The organism is Streptomyces sp. Je 1-4 4N24 (assembly GCF_026239515.1).
Lineage (GTDB): Bacteria > Actinomycetota > Actinomycetes > Streptomycetales > Streptomycetaceae > Streptomyces > Streptomyces nigrescens.
This window is the reverse complement of sequence record NZ_CP110836.1, coordinates 4,388,800-4,414,840: the sequence shown is the minus strand read 5'-3', so window position 1 is coordinate 4,414,840 and position 26,041 is coordinate 4,388,800. Positions and strand designations below refer to the sequence as shown.

Sequence of the window (26,041 nt, the reverse complement as noted above, 5' to 3'; positions counted from 1 at the left end):
CCTGCCGACGTGACTGCACCACCCGGACCGCGCCCTGACCCCGTCGACGCGCTGATGGACGCCTGGCACACCGAGCTGCCGGACGTGCTCCGCCCGACGACGGAACTCTCGAAGCGCATAGCCCAGCTCGCCCGCGCCCTGGACCAGGCCACCCGCGGTGTGCTGCCCGAACTCGGCCTGACCGTCGCCGAGTTCGACATCCTGGTCGCTCTGCGCCGGGCGGGTGAGCCGTACCGTATGAAGCCGAACGAACTGGCCCGCGCCCTGCTGCTCTCCTCCGGCGGCATCAGCAACGTCGTCAACCACCTCGCCGGCCGCGGCCTCGTCCGCCGCGAGCCCTCACCGGACGACGGCCGGAGCACCATGATCAGCCTGACGCCGGAGGGGGTGCGGACCGCCGAGCGGGCCGTCCGCGCCAACGCCGACGCCCACGAGGCCGTCTTCGCCGAGGCCTCCGCCACGTCCGTGGACGCCGCCACCCGGGCGCTGCGCGAAGTGGACATACGGCACAGCCCCGCCCCGCGCCCCCTGCGGACCGGACGGAATCCCAGCCGGTCCTGAGGTCGCGGCCCGGGCCGCGGCGGCGAGCCGGTTCGGGGGCCGATGATCCGGGTCGGGGCGCGGCGACGAGTCCCGGACCACGGGCGGCCCGGGACTCCCGTGAGGCGCGGGCAGCCGCCGGAAAGCGGCCGCCTAGGCCTGGTCGGCAGCGGCCTGGAGAGCGGCGATATCGATCTTCTTCATGCCGAACATGGCCTTCATGGCACGGGCCGCGCGCTCCTGGTCCGGGTCGTTGAGCATCTCCGACATACCGCCGGGTGCCACCTGCCATGACAGCCCGTACTTGTCCTTCAGCCAGCCGCAGGGGCCCTCCTCGCCGCCCTCGGAGAGCTTGGCCCAGTAGTAGTCGATCTCGTCCTGGTCGGCGCAGTCGATCATCAACGAGATCGCCTCGCTGAAGGTGAACTCCGGCCCGCCGTTGAGCGCGAGGTACTCCTGGCCGTCGAGCTCGAATTCCACCGTCAGCACGGTGCCGGCCGGCCGCGGGCCCGCCTCGTTGTAATAGGTGACGGTCTTGATCTTCGAGTTCGGGAACACCGAGCAGTAGAACTCGGCGGCTTCCTTGCCCTGGGTGTCGAACCAGAGGTTGGGGATGATCTTGGGCATGGTCTTCTCCCTGAGACGGGGTCGCGGCCGGTGGCTGCGTCTGTGCCTCTATAGACCGTCGCACCGCTCGGAAGTCATCGCTATCCAGAGACGTGTTTCGCGGGCCGACGGGGGGAGCGGAACGGCCCGGCCCGGGGGTATGACGGCCTCCCCGGCGGCCTCACTTCCAGGTGAAGGTCACGTCCTTGGTGTCGATGTGCATGCCCGCCGGCACCCGCCAGCCGTCCACGCACACCCGCCAGCTGCCCGTCTTCTTCCTTCCCGGGGCGAGCGGCAGCGGAAGCTTGTGGGTGGAGGTGACCGTGGCCCAGTCGATGCCGAGGGCGCCGATGATGTGGGTCCCGAAGGTGACCGTGCCGGCGGTGACGGGCCGGTCGCCGGTGTGCAGGAAGTCGAGGGTGACCCGCTCGCACCAGCGGACGTCGGTGCCGGACCGGCCGGGCATGCCGATCAGCAGGCCGTCGGGGGCGTCCGGGCCGGCCGGGAGGGTGGGGGAGGGCGGTTCGGGGGCGGGGGAGCCGTGCGGCGGGGAGGGATCGCCGGGGCGCGAGGGGGAGTTGGGCGAGCCGGGCGACGACGGGGGTGTGGTGCCGCCGCCGTGGCCGGGGCGCGTGCCCGTGGGAGGTGCGGAGGGGCCGGATGGGGTACCGGAGGCGCCGGGGGCCCGTGCGCCGTCTGCCGCATCCCCCTTGCCGGAGCCGTCGGACGCCCCCGCACCGGGCCGGCCGGCTTCCCTGCCGCCGCCACTGCCGTCTCCTCCGTCGCCGCTTCCGTGCCGTTCACGGCCCCGGTCGCCGTCCAGCGGAGTCAGCTCGACGCCGTCCTCGGGCGGTACGGCCCGGTTCGGCACCCGGCCGTCGGCGGGGCCCGCCGCGCCCACCGCGGCATGGCCGGCGCCGGCCGCGCTCCCGCAACCGGTCAGCAGGACACCCAGACACAGCACGGCCGCGGAGGCCGAGGCAACAGTCGTCGTCCGTCGCATCGGGCCAGTGTTGCTGACGGTGCGTCAGGTGTACAGGGTGGCCGAACGCCCGGTTCGGGTATGGCCGGATGGTGACCCTGGCACGAGCGCCACGGCGACGGGACCTTCTCCGCCGGGGCCGGCTCACCGCCGACGGCGCCGGGCGGCTGAGACGCTCACGGACGGCGGGCAGGCGGCCAAGGCCCGTATCAAGTCCCTGATCGACGGGCTGCGTTCACAGATTCACGAGGGCATCACGGACGAGGAGTACGCTGTCGCGCTGACCGTTCTCCAGCGCATGATCCGCCATGTCGGCGGTGCGGCGGCACCCCGCTGATGCCGCGAGGGCGGGGCCACGGAACACGGACGGGGCACACGAGCCGCGTACGGCCCGGACGGGGCACACGAGCCGCATACGGCCCGCGCAGGCACTCCGGGCAGCCGGGACGCGCATCTTCCGTGCGACGCCCCCGCGTTCCTCCTGCTCCTCTTGCAACTGTCCGCCGAGCGGCACGAGCGCAGCACAGCCCCTCGGCGGACCGTTCCTCAGTCGGAGATGAGGCCCTCGCGCAGCTGCGCCAGGGTGCGGGTGAGCAACCGGGAGACATGCATCTGGGAGATGCCGACCTCCTCGCCGATCTGGGACTGCGTCATGTTGGCGAAGAAGCGCAGCATGATGATCTGGCGCTCACGGGCCGGGAGTTTGGCCAGCAGCGGCTTGAGGGACTCGCGGTACTCCACGCCTTCCAGGGCGCTGTCCTCGTAGCCGAGGCGGTCCGCGAGGGAGCCCTCGCCGCCGTCGTCCTCGGGGGAGGGGGAGTCGAGCGAGGAGGCGGTGTAGGCGTTGCCGACGGCCAGCCCGTCGACCACGTCCTCCTCCGACACCCCCAGGCACAGGGCCAGTTCGGGAACGGTCGGGGAGCGGTCCAGCTTCTGGGAGAGCTCGTCACTGGCCTTGGTGAGGGCGAGCCGCAGCTCCTGGAGCCGGCGCGGGACCCGCACCGACCACGAGGTGTCGCGGAAGAAGCGCTTGATCTCGCCGACCACGGTAGGCATCGCGAACGTCGGGAATTCCACGCCGCGTTCGCAATCGAAACGGTCGATCGCCTTGATCAGGCCGATGGTGCCGACCTGGACGATGTCCTCCATCGGCTCGTTGCGGCTGCGGAATCGGGCGGCCGCATAGCGGACGAGCGGAAGGTTCAGCTCGATGAGCGTGTCGCGTACGTACGTACGCTCCGCGCAGTCCTTGTCGAGCGAGGCCAGCCGCAGGAACAGGGAGCGGGAGAGCGTGCGGGTATTGATGGCGTCGTCGTCATGCACGTGCGGTGCGGGCGCGGGAATCGCGGGAAGCACCTTCGAGCTGCCCAGTTCTACGGACATGCCACCCCCTTGAGGTCGCGGTCGGGTCGCTGCGGCGTCCTCGGACCGGGGCGGACCGAGGAGTTATGCCTCCACCTGAATACCGGAGGCAGCGCCGTGGCAAACGCGGTTCCTGCAGAATGTCACATGTCGGCAACACGCTGTAGCGTCATGTCGACATATCTGTGCAGGCTGTGCGGGCCGGGTCGCTCGTCCCGGTTAGGCGTCGATCCTGTTTGCGGATCGCAGCCGGGCGAAGCTCCGCGACAGTAGCCGCGAGACATGCATCTGCGACACCCCTAGTTCCGCACTGATCTGTGACTGCGTCAGATTGCTGTAGTAACGCAGCAGGAGGATCCGCTGCTCGCGCTCGGGCAGCTGGACGAGGAGGTGCCGTACGAGGTCGCGGTGCTCGACGCCGGCCAGCTCCGGGTCCTCGTATCCGAGGCGGTCGAGCAGGCCGGGCAGGCCGTCGCCCTCCTGTGCGGCCTCCAGCGAGGTGGCGTGATACGAGCGGCCCGCCTCCAGGCAGGCCAGTACCTCGTCCTCGCCGATCTTCAGCCGCTCGGCGATCTCGGCGGTGGTGGGGGAGCGGCCGTGCAGCACGGTCAGGTCCTCGGTCGCGCCGTTGACCTGGACCCACAGCTCGTGGAGCCGGCGTGGCACATGGACCGTGCGGACATTGTCTCGAAAGTAGCGTTTGATCTCGCCGACGACAGTAGGCATCGCGAAGGTGGGGAACTGGACGCCGCGGTCCGGATCGAACCGGTCGATCGCATTGATCAGGCCGATGGTGCCGACCTGGATGACGTCCTCCATCGGCTCATTGCGGCTGCGGAAGCGCGCCGCGGCATAGCGGACCAGCGGCAGATTGGCCTCGATCAGTGCGGCGCGGACCCGTGTGTGCTCCGGCGTGCCGGGTTCGAGGTCCGTCAGTTCCGCGAACAGCACCTGCGTGAGCGCCCGCGTGTCCGCGCTTCGGCTCTCGCGGGATGGAGCCTTGGGCGCAGTACGGGCCGTCACGGTCACGCCACCCTTCACAGTGCATGTATCCGGCAAAAGCGGTCATAGCATCACAAGACATGTGCACTGTGTGCAAGCACCCCATAACGCCGTGTTGAACAGAGAGTTGAGTGGGCGTGGGGCGGCGTGCGGGCGGTCGGGTGGCGGCGGGGCCCGGGGTACGACAAAGCCCCCCGCCCACGAGGGGCGAGGGGCCCGGCGGGACCGGCCGGGGGTGTGCCGCGGCTCAGAATGCGTAGTCGGCGATCACCCAGGTGGCGAATTCGCGCCACTGGGCAGCGGCCGCCTGGTGGGCCGGGTGCTCGATGTAGCGCTTGAGGGCGTCCTGGTCGGCCACGGCCGAGTTGATCGCGAAGTCGTAGGCGATCGGGCGGTCGGTGATGTTCCAGGCGCACTCCCAGAACGCCAGCTCCGGAATCTCGCCCTCCAGCGCCGCGAACGCGCGGACGCCGGCCTGCACCCGCTCCTCGTCGCGGGAGACACCTTCGTTGAGCTTGAACAGGACCAGGTGGCGGATCACGGGAGCCTCCGTGCGGCGGACGGGGCGCAGCCGGTCCGGTCGTCGGGCGGCTGGGCCGGGGCTGGGGCACCGGCCGACCGTGGGCCGGTCCGGTCGCCGGGCGGCCCCCAGGGCCTGCCGGCCGCGGCGGGCGGTCCCTAGTTGATCAGCTGGGTCATGAACTCGCCGACGCCCTGAGCGGCGGACGAGATGCCCTCGAAGCCTATCTGCACCATTTCGGCGGCCCGCTGCGGGGAGGTGATGATCGTGTACAGCACGAAGACAATGATCATGTACAACGCGATCTTCTTCGCCTGCGCCATCAGTCCCGTCTCCCCTACGCAGTCCCCTACGGCAGTGCCTGCAGTTCCCGTTTGCAGTCGGGCGAGTGTAACCACACGTGTTCGATCTCGGGAGTCGAGGTCGCGGGCCCGGTAGCGGGGCAGGTCCGGCGCCGTCCGGCGCTGATCAGGACTTTATGGACCAAAGGCCCACCAAAGGGGGCCCTTCGGCTGCCTGTTGAACGGCTCCCGGGAGGCACCCTGAGAAGTGGGCCGGTGGATCTGGCAGGAATCCACGGCCCCGGGACCGAAGCCTCGCTGCGGGGCCCGCGCCAGGACCGTCCCCGGACGGTGGCGTGGACTTGAGGCGCGGTCCTGCTCGGGGGAAGCGGCCGTCCCTTACGCCGCCTCCCCCGGCCGAGCAGGAGCCCCGCCGCCGAGCCGCCCCTGGGCACCACGGGGGACACCAGGAAACGGCCGGCAGCGGGGCTCCGTCGTGTGCGGCGACAGCCGCCGGGCCGCGGCACATAATGGCGGGACGTCGTCCCAAGGGGGAACCGAAGGATGCCCATGAACTCCGCCTCACCCGCGCCCGATTCGTCCCACCGAGCTGCCCGGCCGGCCCGGAGCGGCCCCCGCTCGCCCCTGACACGGCGGCGGCCGGCCGTCGTGCTGGCACTGCTGGCCGGCCTGCTGGCCGCGACCGTCGCCCCGGCAGCGGCGGCGGGCCGCGGCACGGCGGACACCGCACGGGCGGTGGCCACCTCGGGCGCTCCGAGCCGGGGCGCCGATGCCTCCGTACGGCTCGCCGCCGCCCCCGCGCAGCCCGCCTCGTACCGCCATCACCGTGCGCAGCGCGCGCCGCACTTCTCGACGGTCGCCAAGTCCAAGGTGTCGAAGTGGAAGAAGAAGGCGAAGAAGAAGGGCAGCTTCTTCAAGAAGCTCGGCATCGTCCTGATCGTGCTGTTCGTCCTCTTCCTGGCGCTCGTGGTCGTGGCGGTCTGGCTGCTCGTGCGCTTCCTCCGCCGCTCGCGCAACAGGCGTAGCGCCCAGTAGACGCCCTACCGGCCACTCCGGCCCCGCGGCGCGCCCGTCCCGGCGGGCGCGCCGTCAGGACATGGGTGCGGACGAAGGCGTCGGCGCTCTCGACGGACCGGTCGACATACGGCTCGGCGGCGAAGCGCACGATCTGATCGTGTGCGGCGACGAGTTCGCCCACCAGCAGCGGATCGCACACCAGAATTCCCTGCGGGGTCATGGCGGCACCTGCACTGCGCTGTCGGTCGTCGCGGCCCCGGACACGACGAAGGCCCCGATCCTTGTGTGGATCGGGGCCTTCGCCCTCTGAGCGGTAGCGGTGGGATTTGAACCCACGGAGGAGTTGCCCCCTCACGCGCTTTCGAGGCGCGCTCCTTCGGCCGCTCGGACACGCTACCGAGAGAGAGCTTAGCCCAAGGGTGGCCGTGCGCCGAAATCGGATTCCGGAGTGCGGCCGCCGGGGGCGCCGGCGGCCGGTCAGCGCTCGCGGAAGAAGGCGGTGAGCAGGGCCGCGCAGTCGGCTTCGAGGACGCCGGTGATGACTTCGGGGCGGTGGTTGAGGCGTCGGTCACGGATGACGTCCCAGAGGGAGCCGGCCGCGCCCGCCTTGGCGTCACGGGCGCCGTAGACGACCCGGTCGACCCGGGAGAGCACGCTCGCACCGGCGCACATCGTGCACGGTTCGAGGGTGACGACGAGCGTGCAGCCGGTCAGCCGCCACTCTCCGACCGCTTGGGCCGCCGCCCGCAGCGCGAGGACCTCGGCGTGGGCGGTCGGGTCGCCGGTGGCCTCGCGTTCGTTGTGGCCGGTGCCGAGGACCGTGCCGTCCGCGGACAGCACGACGGCGCCCACCGGGACATCGCCGGTCCCGGGGGCGCGGGCGGCCTCGCCCAGCGCCTGCCGCATCGGCGCGATCCACGGATCGCGCAGCGGGTCGGGCGCGGGGGAGGGAAGAGAGGCGGATGGGGGGACGGTCATGTCCCCAGTGTCGGGGACGTGACCGGGGCGGGGCCGGCAGGCCCCGGGGCAGGAGCCCGGCCGGGCCGGCTCAGCGCACGGCTTCGAGGACCTCCGTGCAGCCCAGCGAGTCCGCGATGGTGCTCAGCGCATCACCGTCGAGGGCCAGCAGCTCCTTCTCGCTGACCCCCAGGTCGGCCAGCAGGGCGGCATCGCCGAGCGGGCCGTGCGGCGGGCCGTCCGAGCCGTTCACCGCCTCCAGGGGGTCGTCGTCCTCCACGTTGTTGTCCGATTCGGGTTCGCCGTCCTCCGTGCCGTCCAGGTCGAGGCTGTCGAGGTCGTCGGTCGCGTCGTCATCGTCGCGGCCGAGCAGCTCATCGGTCAGCATCGCGCCGTACGAGCTTTTGGCGGCGATGGCGGCGTTGGAGAGGAAGACCCGGGGGTCGTCCTCGCCGTCCACCCGGACGACGCCGAACCAGGCGTCCTCCTGCTCGATGAAGGCCACCACCGTGTCGTCGTCGACCGCCGCCTCTCGGGCCAGATCGGCCAGATCGGTCAGCGTCTCCACATCGTCGAGCTCCTTGTCGCTCGCTTCCCACCCGTCTTCGGTGCGCGCGAGCAGTGCGGCGAAGTACACCGTGACTCTCCCACTGGTCATAGGCGTGCCGGGCCGGGCGGGGCGGCGCTGCACGCCGTTGGTCCCGCCCCCTTCGGAATCGTGGCAGAAACAACGCGTTCGCGCGGGGTCTTCGGCGCTGCGTCGTGCGGAGGTTGTGAGAGATGTCGCTCACGTGCCGCAGTGCGAGCGGGGGTGCGAAGGTGTTCCGCTACCGGCGCAAAGGGCTCCGCTACCAGCGGAATGTGCGCATCCGCATGGCCTGGCGCATCCGCTCGGCCCGTGCGCGGCGCGGCTGGACGCGGTCCCGCAGCTCCTTGGCCTCATGCAGTTCCCGCAGAAATTGTGCGCGGCGCCGTCGGCGCGCCGCTTCGTTCCCGGCGTCCGGGGACAGGCCCTGGTTGCCGGAGACGGCGTCGTTCGTGTCATCGGTCCGCTTACGGTCGGGCACACGCACACCACCTCGGGCGAGCTCTTCGCCTGATCACGGAACGGCCAATCGGGCGTACGTGCCCACTTTCCCTCCTTTCGGTGGTTTGATGCCGGCCACCTCGCGCTGCCGCGTCCGTCTGCCGGGCGGTGCACGGCGGGCGCCGGGGCCTTCCGGCTCGGTTACTGTCGATGTCATGCGGATCCACGTCGTCGACCACCCGCTGGTGGCGCACAAACTCACCACTCTGCGCGACAAGCGCACCGACTCCCCCACCTTCCGGCGGCTCGCCGACGAGCTGGTCACCCTGCTCGCCTACGAGGCCACCCGCGATGTGCGCACCGAGCAGGTCGACATCGAGACCCCGGTGACGGCGACCACCGGTGTGCGGCTGTCGCACCCGCGCCCCCTGGTCGTCCCGATCCTGCGGGCCGGTCTGGGCATGCTCGACGGCATGGTCCGGCTGCTGCCCACCGCCGAGGTCGGCTTCATGGGGATGGTCCGCAACGAGGAGACGTACGAGGCGCACACGTACGCCACGCGGATGCCCGACGACCTCTCGGGCCGTCAGGTGTATGTCGTCGACCCGATGCTCGCCACCGGCGGCACGCTGGTCGCGGCGATCCGTGAGCTGATCAAGCGCGGTGCGGACGATGTCACCGCGATCTGTCTGCTGGCCGCGCCGGAAGGCGTCGAGGTCATGGAGAAGGAGCTGGCCGGGACCCCGGTGACGGTGGTCACCGCGGCGGTCGACGAGCGGCTGAACGAGGCCCGCTACATCGTGCCGGGCCTCGGCGACGCGGGCGACCGGATGTACGGCACCGCCGGCTGAGCGGTCCCGCCCTTTCCACCTGATCATTGTCCGGGCCCTGCACCACGGTTTGGTGCAGGGCCCGTTTGTGTGCGGTCAGCACTTGGCGTCGCCGGCGGGGGCCGGGGACGGACGGGTCAGCAGGGACAGGGACTTGGTGGCGTCCTGCTGGGTGGCCAGCGCCTTGAAGGCGTCGCCGATGATCAGGTCGAGCTCGGCGCCCTTGCGGGTGTCGGTCTTCTGCTGGGCGCCGGTGAGCTGGGTGGCGAGCACCTTCAGCGGGCCGTCGACCGCAGCCTTGGGGCCGAGCAGTATCCCGGCGCCCTTGATCTTCTTGTCGTAGGCGGCGGGGGCGTTGCCCACCTTGCCGATCTTGAAGCCGCGCTTCTGCAGTTCGTCGGCGGTGCGCTTGGCGAGCCCGGAGCGCGGGGTGGCGTTGAAGACATTGACGGTCAGCGTGCCGGGCGCGGGCAGCTTGCGGGCGGCGGTCTTCGCCTGGGCGGCGTCCGCCCCGGCGCCGTCCGGGCACTTCTGTTTGTCCTGACCGGCGTGCGCGGTGTTGCTCCGGCCGCCGAAGACGTCGATGAGCTGCAGGGTCCCCCAGCCGGCCAGGCCGAGGGCGCAGGCGGCGGCGACGAGGGAAAGAACGATCCGGCGACGGTGGCGGGGACGGCGCATCCGCGGATACCTGTCGCCCGTGATGCGGTACTTCTTACCGCCCATGCCTGGGGGCGTCAGCATGCTCATGGGCGCAGCGTAGTGCGGGCGGAGGTCCGTGCCTACTAGATGATCAACGCGTGGCGCGAGAGCCAACCCAAAAGGGTCAATTCGGGCAGGGTGGGTTGGGTGGCGCCGGGTGGTAAAAGGCGATTTCCCGCCTGTTGGCCAGGGAGGCCCGGGGCGTCAGTCCAGTTCGAGCACGCGGGCGTGCAGAACCTGGCGCTGCTGAAGGGCCGCGCGTACCGCGCGGTGCAGCCCGTCCTCCAGATAGAGGTCGCCCTCCCACTTCACGACATGCGCGAAGAGGTCGCCGTAGAACGTCGAGTCCTCGGCGAGCAGCGTCTCGAGGTCGAGCTGCTGCTTGGTCGTCACCAACTGGTCGAGGCGTACCGGGCGCGGGGCGACGTCCGCCCACTGGCGGGTGCTCTCCCGGCCGTGGTCCGGGTACGGCCGGCCGTTTCCGATGCGCTTGAAGATCACACGGAAAGCCTACCGGGCGAGCGGCACCGGGCGCAGCCATGCCGCAGCAGTGCAAAAGGATCATTGACGGCAAATTTGGATCATTGGGGAGTGGAGGTCCGGCGGATATGGCCGGATGCGACCCGAACGGCCTAGGGAATGGCCTGCCGCGGCGGGCGCCGGCCCGCTCTTCGGGTCCGGGCGTCACCACTTCGCGGTGGCCGCCAGACTCGACTGCCAGTACGTGACGGTGGCGGTGCGCGGGTCGATCCGGACCGGGGCGCGGCCGTCCAGGCCGACCTGGGTGGGGGTGGCACGGGCCGTCAGGGCGACGCCGAACTGGGAGATCTTCCGGCCCCGGTGGTGCTTGGCGTCCGGCCCGTCGGCGGCGGAGGTGGCGATCAGGGCGTAGGCGGTCCTGTTGGGCGGCAGGGAGACCACGGCCGGCGGTTCGCTGGCCTCGATCGCCGGGAGGGGGGCCTGCCGGTCGTCGCCGAACCGCAGCAAGGGGTAGGGCTGGGCGGCGAAGGTGCAGGTCCGGTCGGAGAAGTTGGTGACCGTCAGCAGCATGCGGTGGGTCCGCCGCGGCATCGCGCCGGCATGGAACCTGAGCATCTCGGGGGTGCAGACGAGCTGGCCGTCCGGGCCGGGGGGCGGGTCACCGCCGTCGTTCGCGGAGGGCGGGGCGGGGGCCGGCGAGACGGCCGTGGCGGCGCGTTCGGCCTTGTTGCCGACGCCGTCGTGGCAGCCGGCGGTCAGGGCCAGCGTGGCGGTGGTGAGGAGAGCTGCGGCGGCGGCCCGGCGGGTGGTGGCGGTGACAGTGATGGGCATGGGGCTCCCCGGACGATGGCGTGTAACCGACCTTGGGCGCGGGTGCTGGCGATCCGCTAACGCCTGGCTAACGCGCCCGGCGTGCGGCCCGCCGATCCCGGAACTGGACGAAAGTCGGGGGTCGTTCCTGCCGAACGGCAGCGGCGACGGGGGAGCCGTCGCTCCTAGCGTCCCGGTAGGCATCGAGCGATGCGTACGGGGAGGACGAGAGGAGAGCGGCGTGCTCGGGATACGGGAGCGCAGGAGAGAGGGAGCGGGAGAGAGGAAGGGGGAGGCCCGGGGAAGGGGGCCGGAACGGGGGAAGAGGACGGCGCGGGTCCGTCCGGCCGGGCGGTGGCTGTGGGGGGCGGGCACCGTGCTGCTGGTGCTCGCCGTGCACAGCAACTGGCATCTGGCGTCGGCCGCCTGGCTGTTTCCGGTCCTTCTGCTGCGCTACTCCCGGCTGCGGCCGGCCCGTCGGGGGCTGCTGCGCGTCGGCTGTGCGCTGGGCCTCGGCCAGTTGGTGTGGCTGATCTCGACGGGGATGGTGTTCGTGCCGTCCGTCCTGGCGGTGTTCGCGGTGCTCGCCGTGGTGCAGACGCTGCCCTTCGCCGCCGACCGGCTGGTCGCGGCGCGCTCCGGCTCGGTGTGGTCGACGCTGGTCTATCCGGTGGTGCTGGTCTGCGGTGAATACCTCTTCACGCAGCTGGCCGGCTTCGGCGACTACGGGGTGCTCGGCTTCACCCAGCACGGCTTTCTGCCGCTGGTCCAACTCGCCTCCGTCACCGGAGTGTACGGAGTCAGCTTCGTGGTGGCGTGGACGGCCTCGGTCGCGCACTGGGCATGGGGGCGCGGCTTCCGGTGGCGGGAGATCCGGCGCGGCGCTCTGGTGTGGGCGGGGGTGACGGCGCTGGTGCTGGGCGCCGGTGGCGTACGGCTGGTGTGCTTCGCGCCGACGACGGACACCGTACGGGTCGCGGGCATCAGCGCCGGCCGCGCCGCGGAACGGGCCACCGAACGGGCGCTGCACACGGCCGGGCAGGAGCTGTGGCGGCCGCGGAACCTGGTGCGGGCCGATCCGCGCCGGGTCCGCGCCGCGCTGGCGCCGGTGGCCGACGACCTGGTGGCGGCCACCGACCGGGAGGCGCGGGCCGGTGCGCGGATCGTGGTGTGGCCGGAGACCCAGGCGCGGGTACTGGCGGACGGCCAACAGCGGCTGCTCGGCCGGGTCGCCGAGATCGCCCGCAAGCGCCAGGTCTACGTCAACACCGCCTTCGCCCTCTCTATCCCGCAGCCGCCCTACGTGCGCAATGTCGCCGCCCTGGTGACACCGGAGGGGAAGGTCGCCTGGACCTACGACAAGACGCACCCCACCCCGATGGAGCCGATGACGCCCGGCAAGGGGGCGGTGCCCGTCACCGGCTCGCCGTACGGGCGGCTGGCCACGGTGATCTGTTACGACGCCGACTTCCCCGGGCTGATGCGGCAGGCGGCGGACCGGGACACCGCCCTGATCATGGTGCCCGCCAACGACTGGGCGGGGTTCGAGTCGCTGCATGCGCAGCGGGCCGTCTTCCGGTCCGTCGAACACGGCTATGCCATGGTCCGCCAGTCCGTGCACGGCGTCGCCACCGCGGTGGACCACCAGGGCCGTATCCGGGGCAGGGCCGACTACTTCACCGCGGACCGGCAGACGCTGGTCGCCGAGGTGCCGGTGCAGCCGCGGACGGACACCCTCTACAGCCGGACCGGTGATCTGTTCGCGCTGCTGTGCGCGGGCGGGACGCTGCTCGTGGTGGCGCTCGGGGTGCGGGGGCGGCGGGCCCGTGCCGGTGTGCCCGGAGCAGGCGACGACCGTCCGTGACATCCTCAACTCGACGATGCCGTAGGGGAGTTGCTCTTGTCGCCGCCTTGTGGGGCGGGGGTGGTGGCGGACGGGGTCGCGGAGGACGGCGGGGTGGTGCCGGAGGGACTGCCGTCCGGCTGCTCCGACGGCGGGGCCGTGGGGGTGTCCGTGGGGCGGTTCCGCGGTGGCCGTGGCGAGCCGGTGGCGGGGGGCGGCGAACCGGAGGGCGTGGAGCTGCGCCCGCCGCCCGCCGACGGCTCGCTCCGCGACGGCGCGGGGGTCGGTTCCGTAGGCGTCGAGTCCGGTGACGGGGTGACGGAGTGCGGCGGCCGCGCGGGCACCGGCCGGTCCGGCGGGCCGTCGGGGGCGGTCACCAGATAGCCGATCGCGACGGCGGCGGCCGCGCCGGCCGCCGCCAGCGGCAGCCCGAAACGGCGCAGCCAGGGCCGCCGCGGACCGGACGGCCGGCCGCGGCGCAGGGCGGGCCCGGGGGGTGCGGCGGGCCGCAGGTCCCGGATGCCGATGCTCTCGGCGCGCGCGGCGAAGGCCCGTCGCAGCCGGTCCTCCACGGGGCGCCCGGACACGCCGCCCTCGGAGCCGGACCCGATGCCGCCCCCACCGCCTCCCGGTCCGTCTCCGGTGCGGCCGATACCCGTGCCGGGGCCGTTCATGACCGCGCCTCCAAGATCTTCTCCAGCGAGTCCAGGGCGCGGCTGGCGAGGGACTTCACCGAGCCGCGGCTGATGCCCAGTGTCGTCGCGATCTGTGCCTCCGTCAGATCGCCCCAGTAGCGCAGCACGAGCACCTCACGGCGGCGGGCGGTCAGTCCGCTCAGCGCGGCGAACACCTCCCGGTGCTCCTCGTCCAGCACGACCCGCTCCTCGGCGGACGGTGCGTCCGCCTCGTACGGCGGGGTGTACTCCCGCGCGGTCCGCCGGCGCCGCAGCACCGAGCGCGCGGCGTTGACCACCGCGGTGCGCAGATAGGCGAGCGCGTTGTCGACCTCGTCGAGCTGTTCGCCGTGCCGTTTGTAGAGCGCGGCGAAGGCGTCCTGGACGACGTCCTCCGCGGTGGCGCGGTCGTCGACGAGCAGGACGGCCAGCCGGACCATGGTCAGCCGGTGCGCGTGGTACAGCTCGCTGATCGTGGGCGGGGGATCGGGCGGCGCGGCGCCCTCGCCGTCCGGCAACCAGGGCCGGGAGCCCGCCGGTTGACCGTATGCGGCGGGCCGGTGCGGGTGGCCGGGACGCGGCGTCTCACGGCGGGCGGCGGCCGGGCGGACGGTGCGCAGCAGCCACCGCCACAGGGCAGGCCGGAGCCCCGGCAGGGCGAACCGTACCGGGGCGTGGTGCGGGGCGGCGGAGTACTCCATCGCTTCCTCGGGCGAGCGGGGGGGGGAGCGGCTCAGCCGCGGCGGCGGCGGACCGCGTAGACGGTGCCGCCACCCGCGGCGATCAGGGCAGCGGCGACGCCGCCGAGCGCCATGGTGGTCGCGGAGGAGGCCCCGGTGCGGGCGAGTTCCTTGTCGCCGCCCTGTCCGTTGGCGGGGGCGGGGGTGGCCTTGTCGGGGGAGGAGGGCGTGGCGCTGGGCGGCTGCGTTCCCGGGTGGGTGGGGCTGGCACTGGGCCGGGGGGTGCCCGGAGGGGTGGGCGGCGCGGTGGGCTCCGGGGAGGCGCTGCTGGGCGGTGTGGGCTGCGCACTGGCGTCGGTCGGGGAGGGCGACGGGGTCGACGACCGGCCGGAGGAAGGGTGCTGCGACGCGGTCGTGTGGTCGTCGGCGTGCGCGGTACCGGCCGACAGCGCGGCCAGGGCGAGCGCCGCGGCCACCCCGGCGCCGGCCGCACCGCGCAGACGGGGACGGGCGGCGTACGGCCGGGCGGCGGAGGGGGTGCGGAAGGTGCGGGTGGACTTCACGGTCGGCTGCTCCACGTTCTTCGACGGGGCGGCGCCGGATGGCGCCCTCACCCCTGACGACGTGCGGCGCGGGCGGGGGTTGCCGGGCGGAGCAGAAATTCTTCCGCCGGCCCGCGCCCGCCCCCCCGAACGGCCCTCAGCCCACGCTCTGCAGCAGCTTCTCCACGGCCTTGACCCGGTCGCCCAGCTCGGCCAACTGGGCGCTCATCGTCTCCTGCTGGGCGGCGACCCGCTCCGCGAGCCGGCGGTACTCGGCGAGCGCCGCGGCATCCGCGCGGTGCCGCTGCAGCTTGAAGTACGACGCCACGATCGTGGTGACCGAGGCAAAGATGATCACCAGGACGGCTATCGGGATGATGATGCTGCCGTTCATCGTGTCTCCTTGGTGGGTGTGCCCGGCTTTAGCCGGGTGAGGAAACGAAGCTCCCGCGCGAGAGGGGCAGGGAAGGCCGATGCGCCGTCGGGGCGGATCGGTGTCCACCGGCAACCGTGGCGAGGTGGCCCACTTGGGCCAGGAGCTCTCAACTGTCAGTCCTCGCGGGTAGGTTGCTGTTCATGGCGAGGGAAGCGAAGGCAGCAGGGGGCGGGCATGCCCGGTTCGCCTACCGGCTTCGTGTGTCGTCCACGGCCCGCGCCGCACTTGAAGCGGAGTGGGACCGGTGCCGGTGGGTGTGGAACGAGTGCGTGGCGAAGTCCAGGCAGGTCGGCGCTTGGAACAAGACCCGTCCTGACGGGGTGGAGAAGCGTACGTGCGTTCCGGTGCAGCTGGCCGCGATGCTGACCGAAGCCCGCGCCCGGATCCCGTGGCTGCGGGAGGGTGCGTGTGTGCCCCAGCAGCAGTTGGTTCGGGACTTCGGCAGGTCCCGGGCGAAGGCGCTCAAGGACATCAAGGCCCGGTTGCCGGTGCGGCAGCGGGCGGGGATGCCGAAGTACAAGAAGAAGCGCGAAGCGCCCCCCACCCTCGAATACACCAGGCGGGGTTTCTGTCTCAGGGATGGCCGCCTGCACCTTGCGGGCGGCACTGTGGTGAGGGTGGTGTGGTCGCGGGACTTGCCCAGGCCGCCGTCCTCGGTGCGTGTGTACCGCGACAGTACCGGCGCCTGGTACGTCTCCTTCGTCGTCCCCACCGTGCCCGAGAACCTGCCGACCACTGGGCGTGTGATCGGGATCGACTGGGGTGTCAAGGAGACTGCGACCACCACCAGCGGCGACCATGACCTTCCCCATCCGCAGTACGGGAAGGGGGCCGCCCAGCGCCTTGCGAAGTACCAGCGGATGATGGCGCGCCGCAGACCCGCGAAGGGGCAGGCCGCGTCGAAGGGCTATCGCGAAGCGAAGCGGCAGACCGCGAAGCTGCACAAGAAGGTGGCGCGGCAGCGTCAGGACACCGCCCGCAAGTGGGCCAAGCGCGTTGTCCGCGAACACGACTCCCTGGCGGTGGAGGACTTCAAGCCGAAGTTCCTTGCCAAGTCCTCGATGGCCCGCAAGGCCGCCGACGCCGCGATCGGCGCCACCAAGCGAGCGCTGGTCGAGATGGCTCGCAAGCATGGGCGGGCGGTGCACCTGGTGCACCCCGCGCACACCACGATGGACTGTGCGCAGTGCGGAGCGAGAACCAAGCACGCACTTCCTCTTTCCGAGAGAACCTATGCCTGCACCGCGTGCGGAGCCGTATCCCCCAGGGATAAGAACTCCGCCCGCGTGATGCTGGTCCGGGCTGGTCTTCAACCCGGCTGGTGCTGATCGTGTAAGACCTGTCGGCCCGCCGGGCCGCAGGCGACGTGAGCTAGGAATCCCCCTCGTTCACGAGGGGGAGGAGTCAAGTACGCGTCCCCCTAGGGTCGTTCGGTCCCTTTGCGGACGGCGGCTCCACCGCGCCGCCCGGGTCCCCGGTCTCTTCGGGCGGCGCCGCCCCGGACCGGTCCTCCTGGAGGGCGGCGAGGACGGTGGCCACGTTCAGCTTCAGCTCGAACGGCGCCAGTTCGAAGTACTTCAGTGCCTTGCCGTCCTCGGACAGCTCCAGCCGGCCCACCACCAGACCGGCCTTCTCCAGCCGGTCCAGGTGCATGTAGAGCAGCGGCCGGGACATCTCCAGCCGGCGGGCCAGCTCGCTGACGTACAGCCGGCCGTCGGCCAGTTCGCCGATCACCCGCAGCCGCTGCGCATGGCCGACGGCGGACAACAGGGCCAGCAGCTCCTCGCTGTTCATGGCCCACCTTCTTGCCGTTCCGGTCGTCTGTCAGCGGAGGTTTTCGCATGGCACGACGGACTGTCAAAACAGCCCGGCGCCCTCCGGCCACCACAATCTTACGGTTGACGCCTTGGGTAGACACCTGTAATTCTCGACTTACATGCGTACCAGTGGGGGGCGCGACGTGCGGTCGAAGGAGCTGGGCAAGTGAACGTGGCGGTACGGATGCGGCCGGTGGAGCCCCGGCCGAAGGAAAAACGGCCGGTCACGGTGCGGGTGGCGGTCTGGAGTGCCCGGCATCCCTGGCGCGCGCTGGCCGGATGGCTGGCGTTCGTGGTGCTGTGCCTGGGGGTGGGTCTCGCGATGGGCACCCACAAGGCCACCGGGGAGGACTACCGCGTCGGCGAGGCGGGCCGGGCCGAAACCCTGGCCGCCGAGGCCCGGCTGGACCGCGAGCCGGTCGAACAGGTGCTGATCTCCGCCCGGTCCGGCCCGCTGACGCAGGCCGCCGCCGACCCGGCCGTCCGGGACGTGACCGCCCGGATGCGGAAGCTGCCCGAGGTGGCGCGGGTGGCGCCCCCGGTGCGTTCGGCCGATGGTCGTGCGCTGCGGGTCGCGGTGATCATGAAGGGCGCGGAGGCGGACGCCGACGACCATGTCGCGCCGCTCGCCGCCCAGACCGCGGCGGTCCAGCGCAGCCACCCGGAGCTGCGGGTGGCGGAGACCGGCAGCCCGTCGGTCAGTGTCGGCGTCGACACCCAGCGCGGCGACGACCTGGCGCTCTCCGAAGCGATCGCGCTGCCCGTCACGCTGCTGACGCTGCTGGCCGTCTTCGGGTCCGCGCTGATGGTGGCGGTGCCGCTGCTGCTCGCACTGACCTCGATCGCGGCCGCCATGGGCCTGTCGATGGTGGTCTCCCACCTCCAGCCGGACGCCGGGGTGGGCAACAACATCATCCTGCTGATCGGCATGGCCGTCGGCGTCGACTACACGCTCTTCTACCTCAAGCGCGAACGCGAGGAACGGGCCCGCTCGGGCGGCCGGCTCGACCCCGAGGCGCTGGTGGAGCTGGCCGCGGCCACCTCCGGCCGGGCGATCGTGGTCTCCGGCCTCGCGGTGATCGTCTCCACCGCCACCCTCTACCTGGCCACCGACGTGGTCTTCTCCTCGCTCGCGACCAGCACCGTCATCGTCGTCCTGGCCGCGGTCCTCAGCTCGCTGACGGCGCTGCCGGCACTGCTGGTCAAGATCGCCCAACGTGCCGACCGCCGCGCGGCCCGCCGTGCGCAGCGGACCGGCCGCCGCCCGGCGCCGCGGGAGAGGCCGGACGGGCCGGGCCGACTCTGGCGCGCCCTGCTGCGTCCGGCGAGCGAGCACCCCGCCCGCACCCTGTGTCTGTCCGTCCTGCTGATGCTGGCGCTCGCCGCACCCGCGCTGGGCATGCAGCTGCGCGTCCTCAACAAGGACAGCCACTCACGCGAGATCCCCGCCCTGCAGACCTACGACCGGCTCACCACGGCCTTCCCCGAGCTGCGCGTCCAGCATCAGATCGTGGTCCGGGCCCCCGCCGCGGAAGCCGCCGAAGTGGCGTCAGCACTGCGGGAGTTGAGCGAACGGGCGCAGTCCGATCCGCTCTACGCCAAGGGCGTCACCCCGCTGGTGAAGACCTCGCGGGACCGCCGTACCACCACCATGGAGCTGTCGACGCCGCACAAGGTCAGCTCCCCCGAGGCGATCGCCTCCCTCGACCGGCTCCGTACGGACCATCTGCCGGACACCGTGGGTGCGGTGCCCGGGGCGGAGTTCGCGGTCAGCGGCGATGTCGCCCACGACACCGACTACCTCGCCCACCAGGACGGGAAGCTGCCAGTGGTCGTCGGCGCGCTGCTGCTGCTGACCTTCCTCATGACGACGCTGGTCTTCCGCTCCGTCGTCATCGGTCTGATCGGTGTCGCGCTCAATCTGCTCTCCGCTGCCGCGGCGTTCGGGCTGGTCGTGGTCTTCTTCCAACACGGCCTGGCGAGCACACTGTTCGGGTTCGACACCGCGGCGACCAGTGCCATCGGCTCGCGTGTACCACTGTTCCTGTTCGTGATCCTCTTCGGCCTGTCGATGGACTACCAGATCTTCGTCGTCAGCCGGATACGGGAGGCGGCGCTGCGCGGGGTACCGACCCGTGAGGCGGTGCTCCACGGGGTCGGTGCCTCCGCCAAGGTCGTCACCAGCGCGGCGGTGGTCATGGTGACGGTCTTCGCCAGCTTCATGTTCCTGCACCTCGCGGAGATGAAGCAGATCGGGTTCAGCCTCGCGGTGGCGGTCCTGCTGGACGCCTTCGTCATCCGTGTGGTGATCCTGCCGTCGGCGCTGACCCTCCTGGGGCGGGCGAGCTGGTGGCCGTCCCGGACGATGCGGCGGGCACAGAGCGCCAGCGCCCTGCCCGTGCCGTAACTCTGCGCCCGTCCCGCGCCCGCGTCACCCGGCGAGCGGCACCGCCGGGTGGTCCGCGGGCCGGTCCGCAAGCCGGTCCGCGGCGCTCTCGTGGAGGCACAGGTCCTCGGTGCCGTGGACGCCCCAGGCCGGGAACGGGTCGTCGGCCGCCGTGGGCGTGGGCTCATCGGGGGCGAGGAGGCAGGAGGTCAGGGCGGTGTGCAGCGGTCCGGCGCGCAGCCCGGTGCCGATGAAGACCAGCTCCTGACCCGCCGGGCCCGGCTCCGCCCTGTCTGCCGTGACGGACTCCGTACGCCCGTCGTCCACGCCCGACGGCTCGAAGCGGGCGACCGAACCGGCCTGGGACCACAGCCCGGTGACGCCGGGGCGGGTGGCGAGCCGGAAGAAGCCCTTGGAGCGGAGGATGCCGCCGAAGGCGCCGCTGTCGAGCTGTTCGGTGACGAAGTGCCAGAGGCGGGCCGGGTGGAAGGGCCGGCCGGCGCGGAAGACGGTGCTGGAGATGCCGTACTCCTCGGTCTCCGGGACATGGTCGCCGTTGAGCTCGCGGACCCAGCCCGGCGCCAGCTGGGCGCGCTCCAGGTCGAAGCGGCCGGTGCCCAGCACCTCGGCGGGCGCCACCGTGCCGTGTCGTGCCGGAACGATCCGGGCGGCCGGATTGAGCCGGGCCAGCGTCGCCCGCAGGCGTTCCGCGGTCCCGGCGTCGACCAGATCGGTCTTGTTGAGCACGATGACGTCGGCGAACTCGATCTGGTCCATGAGCAGATCGCTGACCGTGCGCTCGTCGTCCTCGTACTGGCCGAGGCCGCGCTCGGCGAGGCCGTCGCCGCCTTCGAGTTCGGGGAGGAAGCCGGCCGCGTCGACGACGGTGACCATGGTGTCCAGGCGCGCGAGATCGCCGAGCGTGGCGCCGTCGTCGCGGGGAAAGGCGAAGGTCGCGGCGACCGGCATCGGCTCGGAGATACCGCTGGACTCGATCAGCAGATAGTCGAAGCGCCCCTCCCGGGCCAGCCGGTCGACCTCTTCCAGCAGATCGTCGCGCAGGGTGCAGCAGATGCACCCGTTGGTCATCTCGACGAGCCGCTCCTCGGTGCGGGACAGCGCCGCGTCGCCCCCGCGCACCAGGGCGGCGTCGATGTTGATCTCGCTCATGTCATTGACGATCACGGCGACGCGCAGGCCTTCCCGGTTGCCCAGGATGTGGTGGAGCAGAGTGGTCTTGCCGGCGCCGAGGAAGCCGGAGAGGACGGTGACCGGCAGCCGGGGGTGCGCCATGGCCGGTCAGCCCTTCGGGTCGATCAGGCCGAGCCGGTAGGCCTTCGCCAGACGGCGCGGCACCTGGTACACGGAGCCGTCGACGGTGACCGGCACCAGCTGGGGAGGGGTGGCCTTCCACTGGGCCCGGCGGTGGCGGGTGTTGCTGCGGGAGAGCTTGCGCTTGGGTACGGCCATGGGGCGGGCCTCCTACGGGACGGGCGGGTGCCGGCACGGTGCACCGGCGGACATCGTCGGGAGGCTATATGGAAATGGGTCCCATTTTCAATTGCGGCGCCCGGTCACGGGGACGGGATCGCGGGGCGGCCCCGGTCCGCCGGCGGCAGGAACGCAGCCGCCCGGGGCGGCCACCATGGGCCACCCCGGGCGGTAGCGCGCCTGGGCGGGAGATCCCCGACGGGATCAGCGCGATCAGCGGAATCAGCAGGAGCAGCAGATCAGATCGTGGCGGTGTCGATCACGAAGCGGTAGCGCACATCACTCGCCATGACCCGCTCGTACGCCTCGTTGATCCGGTCCGCGCTGATCACCTCGATGTCCGCGGCCAGCCCGTGCTCACCGCAGAAGTCGAGCATCTCCTGGGTCTCCGGGATGCCGCCGATCATCGAGCCGGCGATCGACTTGCGCTGCGGGATCAGCGCGAACGGCGCGACCGGCAGCGGATTCTCCGGGGCGCCGACCTGGACCAGGGTGCCGTCGGTGCGCAGCAGCCCGAGGTAGGCGTTCAGGTCCAGGTTGGCCGAGACGGTGTTGACGATCAGGCCGAAGGTGCCCGCCAGCGCCTCGAAGGTGGCCGGGTCGGACGTCGCGTAGTAGTGGTCCGCGCCCAGCCGCAGCCCGTCGTCCTTCTTGCGCAGCGACTGGCTCAGCACGGTGACCTCCGCACCCATCGCATGCGCGATCTTCACGCCCATGTGGCCGAGGCCGCCCAGGCCGACGACCGCGACCTTCTTGCCGGGGCCGGCCTTCCAGTGGGCGAGCGGGGAGTAGAGGGTGATGCCGGCGCACAGCAGCGGGGCCGCGGCGTCCAGCGGGATGCTCTCGGGTATCCGTAGTGCGTAGTTCTCGTCGACGACGATGTGGGTGGAGTAGCCGCCGTAGGTGGTCTCGCCGTCCCGGCCCGTGGCGTTGTACGTGCCGACGTTGCCGAGCTCACCGGTGCAGTACTGCTCCAGCCCGGCAAGGCAGTTCGCGCACTCCCGGCAGGAGTCGACGAAGCAGCCGACGCCGACCCGGTCGCCCGCCCGGTACCGGGTGACCTCGGCACCGACCTCGGTGACCACACCGGCGATCTCATGGCCGGGGACGATCGGGAAGGCCCCGCCGTCGCCCCACTCGGCGCGCACGGTGTGGATGTCGGAGTGGCAGATGCCGGCGTACTTGATGTCGATCAGGATGTCGTGGGCACCCAGCTCGCGGCGCGGAATCGTGATCCGCTCCAGCGGTGCTTTCGGGGCGGGTGCGGCGTACGCGGAGACAGAGGTGTGCTTCATGCCACCGACAATGCTTCGTTGCGCTTGCCCGGACCAGTGCCCCCTTCAACATAGGCATGGTGTGCCTACCCCTGCCGGAACCCCCCTCCGGGTCGGCCGCCGACCCCGGTCAGCAGGTGATCACCCACCAAGCTGAACGGGGTCGCGGTCGGGCCGAAGCGCTCCGGCGGCCGGTGTCGGCTCAGGAGAAGACCACCGATCAGGAGAAGACCACCGAACGCACCTTCAGCCGCTCCGAGCCATGACCACCGTTCGGCCGGAGGCTGAAGAAGTCGCCCGTGCAGTCGACGCCGGTGAACACCGTCGCGACCGACGAGGTGTAGTTCTTCGGGGTGTGCGCGGGCGGTACGGCAGGGTCGGCCACTTCGGGGAGGGTGATGCACACCCGGCTCACCGGGTCGGGCAGCAGTCCCACATGCGGAGTGCCGGTCTGGTCGGTGTAGACGTAGGTGAAGGGGCCGGTGGCCGCGCCGGCCGGGGTGGCGGGCAGGGACAGGGTGAGCGCGAGCGCGCTGACGGCGAGGGCGGCGGTGTGACGAAGGCGCATACGGATATTCCTTCCATTCCGGTTCCGTGCGGAATGTGTGCTTCCCGGTCCTTCGTCCGGTGATGTGCGTCGTCACACGAAGGAGTTGCGGCGAAACGATCCCTCGGCCGTTGTTCGGGGCGCCGGGGGTCTGTCGATGAATGCCGGGCCGCCCTAGGAGCGTTGGTGGCCGTCGTGCCGCGCCCGCAGGATGCCGGCGCTCCGTTCGCACCAGTCGCGGGTCTCCCGTTCGAAGGCGAGACCGCGCAGACAGGTCAGATACGGGCCGAGCCGCGCGCCGTGGGCCAGGAACTCCGCCTCGTCCCGTCCACCGCGCAGCCGCACCGCCAGCTGTTCGAGAATCTCGACCTTGGCGGCGGCGGTCCGGGCCCGCGCGTCCAGCTGCTCGATCACCGGCCCGGCGTCGATCCGGTCCACGGCCTGCACCTTGACCAGCAGATCGTCACGGATGAACGACGGCTTGGCCGTGGTCGCCGCAAACCGCTCAAGCTCGGCCAGGCCCTCCTCGGTGACATGGAAGAGCCGCTTGTTGGGCCGGGTCTCCTGGATCACCTGGCGGCCGGCGACCAGCCCGTCCGCCTCCAGTTTGGTCAGCTCCGCGTAGAGCTGCTGCGGCAGTGCGTGCCAGAAGTTGGCGACGCCGGCGTCGAATGCCTTGGCCAGCTGATAGCCGCTGTACTCACCGTCCAGCAGTGCCGCCAGCACCGCGTGCCTGAGGGCCATGACCCGGCCACCCCTTCCCATACTCAAGAATATGACTAATCATAGTCGCGACTATGAGAGGGCGGGGTCCGAACCGTGGCCGAGGTATGGCCGAGGCCGCTCGGACGGCTGCCCGGCCGAGGCGAGGAGAAGAGTCATGGGGACGACCGCGGAGCGCTTCAAGGCGGCGGTGGAGGCACAGGAACTCGACGCGGTGGAAGAGCTGTTCACCGAGGATGTCCGCCTCTACAGCCCGGTGAAGTTCACGCCCTTCGAGGGGCGGCCGATGGTGCTCGGGCTGTTCGGGGTGCTGCTGCGCACCTTCGAGGACTTCCACTACGTCGGCGAGCTGACGGGCAGTGCCCAGACGGCGGCGGGACCGGACGGCGGCTCCGCCGACTCCACGGTCCTGATCTTCCGGGCCACCGTGAACGGCAAGCAGATCCATGGCATCGATCTGCTGCAGTTCGACGAGGAGGGCCGGATCAAGGAGTTCACGGTGATGGTGCGGCCGCAGTCCGCGGTGCATGCGCTGGGCGAGGCGGTGCTGGCCGGACTGGTCGAGGACGGGCTGGTGCCGCAGGAGTAGCGGGGCCCGGCGGGCCGGTTCCTTGTGGCCGGCCGGTGCCGCTGCCCCGTGAATGTCGCCGCCGTCAGGAGGGAGTCGTCCTCCTGACGGCGACAGCACATTCCGCGGATCACGTGGTGGCGGGCGCGGAGGGGGCGTGCCGCGGACCGGATGCCGCGGCGCGCTGGTTTCAAAGGCGTCGGCTAGACCCGCTCCGACTGCTCCACCGTGATCGCCGCGGCCGGGCAGATGGCCGCCGCCTCGTGCACCGCTTCGTGCAGTGCGGCCGGTGGTTCGGCGTCGAGCAGCAGGACGATGCCGTCCTCCTCGCGCTGGTCGAACACCTCCGGCGCGGACAGCACACAGCTTCCGGCGCCGCAGCACTTGTCCTGGTCAATGAGTACGCGCATGGTTCTCTCCATGATGGGCCGCCCGGCTACCGAAGGCCGTGGGCGGACGAGCTGGAACGGGATGACGGGAACTGCCGGGGCGGCGGTGCCGGTCGCGCGGACTCACCATGCGACCGGCAGGGCGTGCACCCCGTATATCCCCATGTCGTGCCGGAACGGGACGTCCTCGAAGGGGATGTCGAGCCGCAGGCCGGGCAGCCGGCGCAGCAGTGTCTCCAGGGCGATCTGGAGTTCCACGCGGGCCAACGGCTGGCCCAGGCACTGGTGGACGCCGAAGCCGAAGGCGACATGACGGCGGGCATCGCGGCCGACATCGAGCGCGGCGCCCCCGGGGAAGATCTCCTCATCGCGGTTGGCGATGTTGAGCACGCACAGCACGCCCTCGCCCGCGCGGATGGTGTGGCCGCCGATGGTGACGTCCTCGTCGGCGATCCGCGGGAGACCGTTGTGGACGATCGTCAGATAGCGCAGCAGCTCCTCGACGGCCCCCTTGATGAGCGAGGGTTCCGCGCGCAGCCGCGCCAGCTGGTCGGGGTTGCGCAGCAGGGTGAGGATGGACAGTGCGGTCATGTTGGCGGTGGTCTCATGGCCCGCGACCAGTAACAGCCGCCCCATGGAGGCGATGGCCGCGTCGTCGAGTTCGCCGCGGGCTACCAGCCGGCTGATGATGCCGTCGTCGGGCTCGCGCCGCTTGGACTCGGCGAGCCCGCACAGATAGTCCTGCAGCTCCTTCTGCGCGAGGTGCACCTCCTCGGGCGTCGACCGGAGGCTGAGCAGGACGCTGCTGTGCTTCTGGAAGAACGCATGGTCGCCATAGGGGACACCGAGCAGCAGGCAGATCACCAGGGACGGCAGCGGCAGCGCGAATTCCGCGACCAGGTCGGCCGCGTGGCGCCCCTCGGCCATCCGGTCGAGCAGGTCGTCGGCGATGCGCTGCACCTCGGGGCGCATCGCCTCCACCTTCTTCACCATGAAGTCGGCGGTGAGCATCCGGCGCAGCCGCGCATGCTCGGGGTCGTCCTGGCGGATGAACGACGGGTTGCCGGTGGCGAATTGCCGTGCGCCGGCGGTGAGGAACGGGAACCCCGGGCGGGTCGCGTCGGCGCTGAACCGCGGGTCGCCGAGCACCTCCCGTACGTCCTGGTGCCGGGTCACCAGCCAACAGGAGGATCCGTCCCACAGGGTCGCCCGGGTCATCGGCTCCTCCCGGTGGGCCCGTTCGAGCGCGGGTGCCGGGTCGAAGGGGCAGCCGGTGGCCCGTGCGGCCGGGACGGCGACGGGGGTGCGGTCCGCGCCCGGTCCGGTCTCCTGCTCCCTCTCGATACGTTCTGCAGTCGTCATTCGGCTGGTCCTTCCACGATCGGGACACGGCACTGCCGTGGCGAACGGTGCGGGTAGCGCCACTCCTTGACGGGACATGCGAACTCGGTGGCCGGCTCGGCAGCCGCGGTGACCAGCGGCGATCACGGTCGGCGATTACTAGTTACCTAACTTAAGCAACTAAGTTTTTCCACGC

At 71.5% G+C, this 26,041-nt stretch carries 31 protein-coding genes, 1 tRNA gene and 1 pseudogene; 8 read left to right on the top strand and 25 right to left on the bottom strand.

Annotated features, from left to right (window positions below):
• The first annotated feature begins 9 nt into the window (after nucleotides 1-9).
• The gene (locus tag SLV14N_RS19060) at nucleotides 10-561 is read left to right on the top strand and encodes a MarR family winged helix-turn-helix transcriptional regulator (protein WP_263270295.1); all 552 of its coding nucleotides are present in this window, start codon (nucleotides 10-12) and stop codon (nucleotides 559-561) included.
• Between the two features lie 132 nt (nucleotides 562-693).
• On the opposite strand, the gene SLV14N_RS19055 is transcribed toward SLV14N_RS19060, so the two are convergent.
• The 6 genes from SLV14N_RS19055 to SLV14N_RS19030 form a co-directional block, all read right to left on the bottom strand.
• Nucleotides 694-1,167: a VOC family protein gene (locus tag SLV14N_RS19055; protein ID WP_208682173.1), complete on the bottom strand. Its 474-nt coding sequence runs from the start codon at nucleotides 1,165-1,167 to the stop codon at nucleotides 694-696.
• Between the two features lie 160 nt (nucleotides 1,168-1,327).
• Entirely contained in the window at nucleotides 1,328-2,149 is an 822-nt protein-coding gene (locus SLV14N_RS19050; protein ID WP_263270294.1) for a hypothetical protein, read from the bottom strand.
• Between the two features lie 525 nt (nucleotides 2,150-2,674).
• Nucleotides 2,675-3,511 (bottom strand): RNA polymerase sigma factor SigF, encoded by an 837-nt coding sequence (locus SLV14N_RS19045; protein WP_026169669.1) that lies wholly within the window; start codon nucleotides 3,509-3,511, stop codon nucleotides 2,675-2,677.
• Between the two features lie 198 nt (nucleotides 3,512-3,709).
• Nucleotides 3,710-4,519 (bottom strand): RNA polymerase sigma factor SigF, encoded by an 810-nt coding sequence (locus tag SLV14N_RS19040; protein WP_026169670.1) that lies wholly within the window; start codon nucleotides 4,517-4,519, stop codon nucleotides 3,710-3,712.
• Between the two features lie 220 nt (nucleotides 4,520-4,739).
• Nucleotides 4,740-5,033, bottom strand: coding sequence for a Dabb family protein (locus SLV14N_RS19035; RefSeq protein ID WP_018089849.1), 294 nt, complete (start codon nucleotides 5,031-5,033; stop codon nucleotides 4,740-4,742).
• A gap of 137 nt (nucleotides 5,034-5,170) precedes the next feature.
• Nucleotides 5,171-5,335 carry a hypothetical protein gene (locus SLV14N_RS19030; RefSeq protein ID WP_018089850.1) on the bottom strand — a complete coding sequence of 55 codons (165 nt, stop codon included), beginning with the start codon at nucleotides 5,333-5,335 and terminating at the stop codon, nucleotides 5,171-5,173.
• Nucleotides 5,336-5,863: 528 nt separating this feature from the next.
• Between SLV14N_RS19030 and SLV14N_RS19025 the strand changes: the two genes are divergently transcribed.
• Both SLV14N_RS19025 and SLV14N_RS19020 read left to right on the top strand, forming a co-directional pair.
• The gene (locus SLV14N_RS19025; protein ID WP_263270293.1) at nucleotides 5,864-6,349 is read left to right on the top strand and encodes a hypothetical protein; all 486 of its coding nucleotides are present in this window, start codon (nucleotides 5,864-5,866) and stop codon (nucleotides 6,347-6,349) included.
• Between the two features lie 61 nt (nucleotides 6,350-6,410).
• Entirely contained in the window at nucleotides 6,411-6,641 is a 231-nt protein-coding gene (locus SLV14N_RS19020; protein WP_263270292.1) for a hypothetical protein, read from the top strand.
• A 1-nt stretch (nucleotide 6,642) separates the two neighbouring features.
• Here the strand turns inward: SLV14N_RS19020 and SLV14N_RS19015 are convergent.
• The 4 genes from SLV14N_RS19015 to SLV14N_RS19000 form a co-directional block, all read right to left on the bottom strand.
• Nucleotides 6,643-6,729, bottom strand: a tRNA-Ser gene (locus tag SLV14N_RS19015).
• A 79-nt stretch (nucleotides 6,730-6,808) separates the two neighbouring features.
• Complete coding sequence (gene tadA / locus SLV14N_RS19010; RefSeq protein WP_263270291.1) at nucleotides 6,809-7,309, bottom strand: tRNA adenosine(34) deaminase TadA; 501 nt, start codon at nucleotides 7,307-7,309, stop codon at nucleotides 6,809-6,811.
• A 70-nt stretch (nucleotides 7,310-7,379) separates the two neighbouring features.
• Entirely contained in the window at nucleotides 7,380-7,925 is a 546-nt protein-coding gene (locus tag SLV14N_RS19005) for a hypothetical protein (RefSeq protein WP_208687973.1), read from the bottom strand.
• Between the two features lie 211 nt (nucleotides 7,926-8,136).
• Nucleotides 8,137-8,355, bottom strand: coding sequence for a hypothetical protein (locus SLV14N_RS19000; RefSeq protein WP_208682171.1), 219 nt, complete (start codon nucleotides 8,353-8,355; stop codon nucleotides 8,137-8,139).
• Nucleotides 8,356-8,530: 175 nt separating this feature from the next.
• Between SLV14N_RS19000 and upp the strand changes: the two genes are divergently transcribed.
• Nucleotides 8,531-9,166, top strand: coding sequence for a uracil phosphoribosyltransferase (upp, locus tag SLV14N_RS18995; RefSeq protein ID WP_018089855.1), 636 nt, complete (start codon nucleotides 8,531-8,533; stop codon nucleotides 9,164-9,166).
• A 75-nt stretch (nucleotides 9,167-9,241) separates the two neighbouring features.
• Here upp and SLV14N_RS18990 read toward each other — a convergent pair whose 3' ends face one another.
• From SLV14N_RS18990 to SLV14N_RS18980, 3 genes are all read right to left on the bottom strand, one after another.
• A complete protein-coding gene (locus tag SLV14N_RS18990; RefSeq protein WP_263270290.1) occupies nucleotides 9,242-9,892 on the bottom strand; it encodes a LytR C-terminal domain-containing protein in 651 nt (216 codons plus the stop codon).
• A 156-nt stretch (nucleotides 9,893-10,048) separates the two neighbouring features.
• A complete protein-coding gene (locus tag SLV14N_RS18985; protein WP_006604254.1) occupies nucleotides 10,049-10,345 on the bottom strand; it encodes a type II toxin-antitoxin system VapB family antitoxin in 297 nt (98 codons plus the stop codon).
• Nucleotides 10,346-10,528: 183 nt separating this feature from the next.
• Nucleotides 10,529-11,155 (bottom strand): DUF4232 domain-containing protein, encoded by a 627-nt coding sequence (locus SLV14N_RS18980; RefSeq protein WP_263270285.1) that lies wholly within the window; start codon nucleotides 11,153-11,155, stop codon nucleotides 10,529-10,531.
• Nucleotides 11,156-11,510: 355 nt separating this feature from the next.
• Between SLV14N_RS18980 and SLV14N_RS18975 the strand changes: the two genes are divergently transcribed.
• On the top strand, nucleotides 11,511-12,998 hold the full coding sequence (locus SLV14N_RS18975; protein WP_263270283.1) for a nitrilase-related carbon-nitrogen hydrolase: 1,488 nt from the start codon (nucleotides 11,511-11,513) through the stop codon (nucleotides 12,996-12,998).
• 5 nt (nucleotides 12,999-13,003) lie between these two features.
• Here the strand turns inward: SLV14N_RS18975 and SLV14N_RS18970 are convergent, their stop codons facing one another.
• The 4 genes from SLV14N_RS18970 to SLV14N_RS18955 all read right to left on the bottom strand — a co-directional run bounded on the left by SLV14N_RS18970 (nucleotide 13,004) and on the right by SLV14N_RS18955 (nucleotide 15,267).
• On the bottom strand, nucleotides 13,004-13,651 hold the full coding sequence (locus tag SLV14N_RS18970; RefSeq protein ID WP_263270282.1) for a hypothetical protein: 648 nt from the start codon (nucleotides 13,649-13,651) through the stop codon (nucleotides 13,004-13,006).
• Nucleotides 13,648-14,352: an RNA polymerase sigma factor gene (locus SLV14N_RS18965; RefSeq protein ID WP_263270280.1), complete on the bottom strand. Its 705-nt coding sequence runs from the start codon at nucleotides 14,350-14,352 to the stop codon at nucleotides 13,648-13,650. Before SLV14N_RS18965 ends, SLV14N_RS18970 begins: the two co-directional genes overlap by 4 nt.
• A 32-nt stretch (nucleotides 14,353-14,384) precedes the next feature.
• Nucleotides 14,385-14,894, bottom strand: a complete 510-nt coding sequence (locus tag SLV14N_RS18960; RefSeq protein ID WP_208682166.1) for an LAETG motif-containing sortase-dependent surface protein — start codon at nucleotides 14,892-14,894, stop codon at nucleotides 14,385-14,387.
• A gap of 136 nt (nucleotides 14,895-15,030) precedes the next feature.
• On the bottom strand, nucleotides 15,031-15,267 hold the full coding sequence (locus SLV14N_RS18955; protein ID WP_018089860.1) for a hypothetical protein: 237 nt from the start codon (nucleotides 15,265-15,267) through the stop codon (nucleotides 15,031-15,033).
• Nucleotides 15,268-15,449: 182 nt separating this feature from the next.
• Here SLV14N_RS18955 and SLV14N_RS18950 point away from each other — a divergent pair.
• A pseudogene (locus tag SLV14N_RS18950) lies at nucleotides 15,450-16,650 on the top strand (RNA-guided endonuclease InsQ/TnpB family protein); the annotation flags it as partial.
• A gap of 63 nt (nucleotides 16,651-16,713) precedes the next feature.
• Here SLV14N_RS18950 and SLV14N_RS18945 read toward each other — a convergent pair.
• Complete coding sequence (locus SLV14N_RS18945) at nucleotides 16,714-17,103, bottom strand: winged helix-turn-helix domain-containing protein (RefSeq protein WP_018089861.1); 390 nt, start codon at nucleotides 17,101-17,103, stop codon at nucleotides 16,714-16,716.
• A 207-nt stretch (nucleotides 17,104-17,310) separates the two neighbouring features.
• Here SLV14N_RS18945 and SLV14N_RS18940 point away from each other — a divergent pair, with 207 nt between their 5' ends.
• Nucleotides 17,311-19,533, top strand: a complete 2,223-nt coding sequence (locus SLV14N_RS18940; protein WP_263273213.1) for an MMPL family transporter — start codon at nucleotides 17,311-17,313, stop codon at nucleotides 19,531-19,533.
• Between the two features lie 24 nt (nucleotides 19,534-19,557).
• Here SLV14N_RS18940 and SLV14N_RS18935 read toward each other — a convergent pair whose 3' ends face one another.
• The 5 genes from SLV14N_RS18935 to SLV14N_RS18915 form a co-directional block, all read right to left on the bottom strand.
• Nucleotides 19,558-20,805 carry a GTP-binding protein gene (locus SLV14N_RS18935; RefSeq protein ID WP_208682164.1) on the bottom strand — a complete coding sequence of 416 codons (1,248 nt, stop codon included), beginning with the start codon at nucleotides 20,803-20,805 and terminating at the stop codon, nucleotides 19,558-19,560.
• Nucleotides 20,806-20,811: 6 nt separating this feature from the next.
• The gene (rpmF, locus tag SLV14N_RS18930) at nucleotides 20,812-20,982 is read right to left on the bottom strand and encodes a 50S ribosomal protein L32 (RefSeq protein WP_018089864.1); all 171 of its coding nucleotides are present in this window, start codon (nucleotides 20,980-20,982) and stop codon (nucleotides 20,812-20,814) included.
• Between the two features lie 260 nt (nucleotides 20,983-21,242).
• Nucleotides 21,243-22,298 (bottom strand): NAD(P)-dependent alcohol dehydrogenase, encoded by a 1,056-nt coding sequence (locus SLV14N_RS18925; protein ID WP_263270276.1) that lies wholly within the window; start codon nucleotides 22,296-22,298, stop codon nucleotides 21,243-21,245.
• 199 nt (nucleotides 22,299-22,497) lie between these two features.
• On the bottom strand, nucleotides 22,498-22,845 hold the full coding sequence (locus tag SLV14N_RS18920; RefSeq protein WP_208682162.1) for a hypothetical protein: 348 nt from the start codon (nucleotides 22,843-22,845) through the stop codon (nucleotides 22,498-22,500).
• Nucleotides 22,846-22,998: 153 nt separating this feature from the next.
• Entirely contained in the window at nucleotides 22,999-23,568 is a 570-nt protein-coding gene (locus SLV14N_RS18915) for a PadR family transcriptional regulator (RefSeq protein WP_208682161.1), read from the bottom strand.
• Between the two features lie 136 nt (nucleotides 23,569-23,704).
• Here SLV14N_RS18915 and SLV14N_RS18910 point away from each other — a divergent pair, with 136 nt between their 5' ends.
• A complete protein-coding gene (locus SLV14N_RS18910; protein ID WP_208682160.1) occupies nucleotides 23,705-24,136 on the top strand; it encodes a nuclear transport factor 2 family protein in 432 nt (143 codons plus the stop codon).
• A gap of 182 nt (nucleotides 24,137-24,318) precedes the next feature.
• On the opposite strand, the gene SLV14N_RS18905 is transcribed toward SLV14N_RS18910, so the two are convergent.
• Together SLV14N_RS18905 and SLV14N_RS18900 are read right to left on the bottom strand one after the other, a co-directional pair.
• Complete coding sequence (locus SLV14N_RS18905; protein WP_018089869.1) at nucleotides 24,319-24,525, bottom strand: ferredoxin; 207 nt, start codon at nucleotides 24,523-24,525, stop codon at nucleotides 24,319-24,321.
• Between the two features lie 102 nt (nucleotides 24,526-24,627).
• On the bottom strand, nucleotides 24,628-25,866 hold the full coding sequence (locus SLV14N_RS18900; protein ID WP_208682158.1) for a cytochrome P450: 1,239 nt from the start codon (nucleotides 25,864-25,866) through the stop codon (nucleotides 24,628-24,630).
• Nucleotides 25,867-26,041 lie beyond the last annotated feature (175 nt).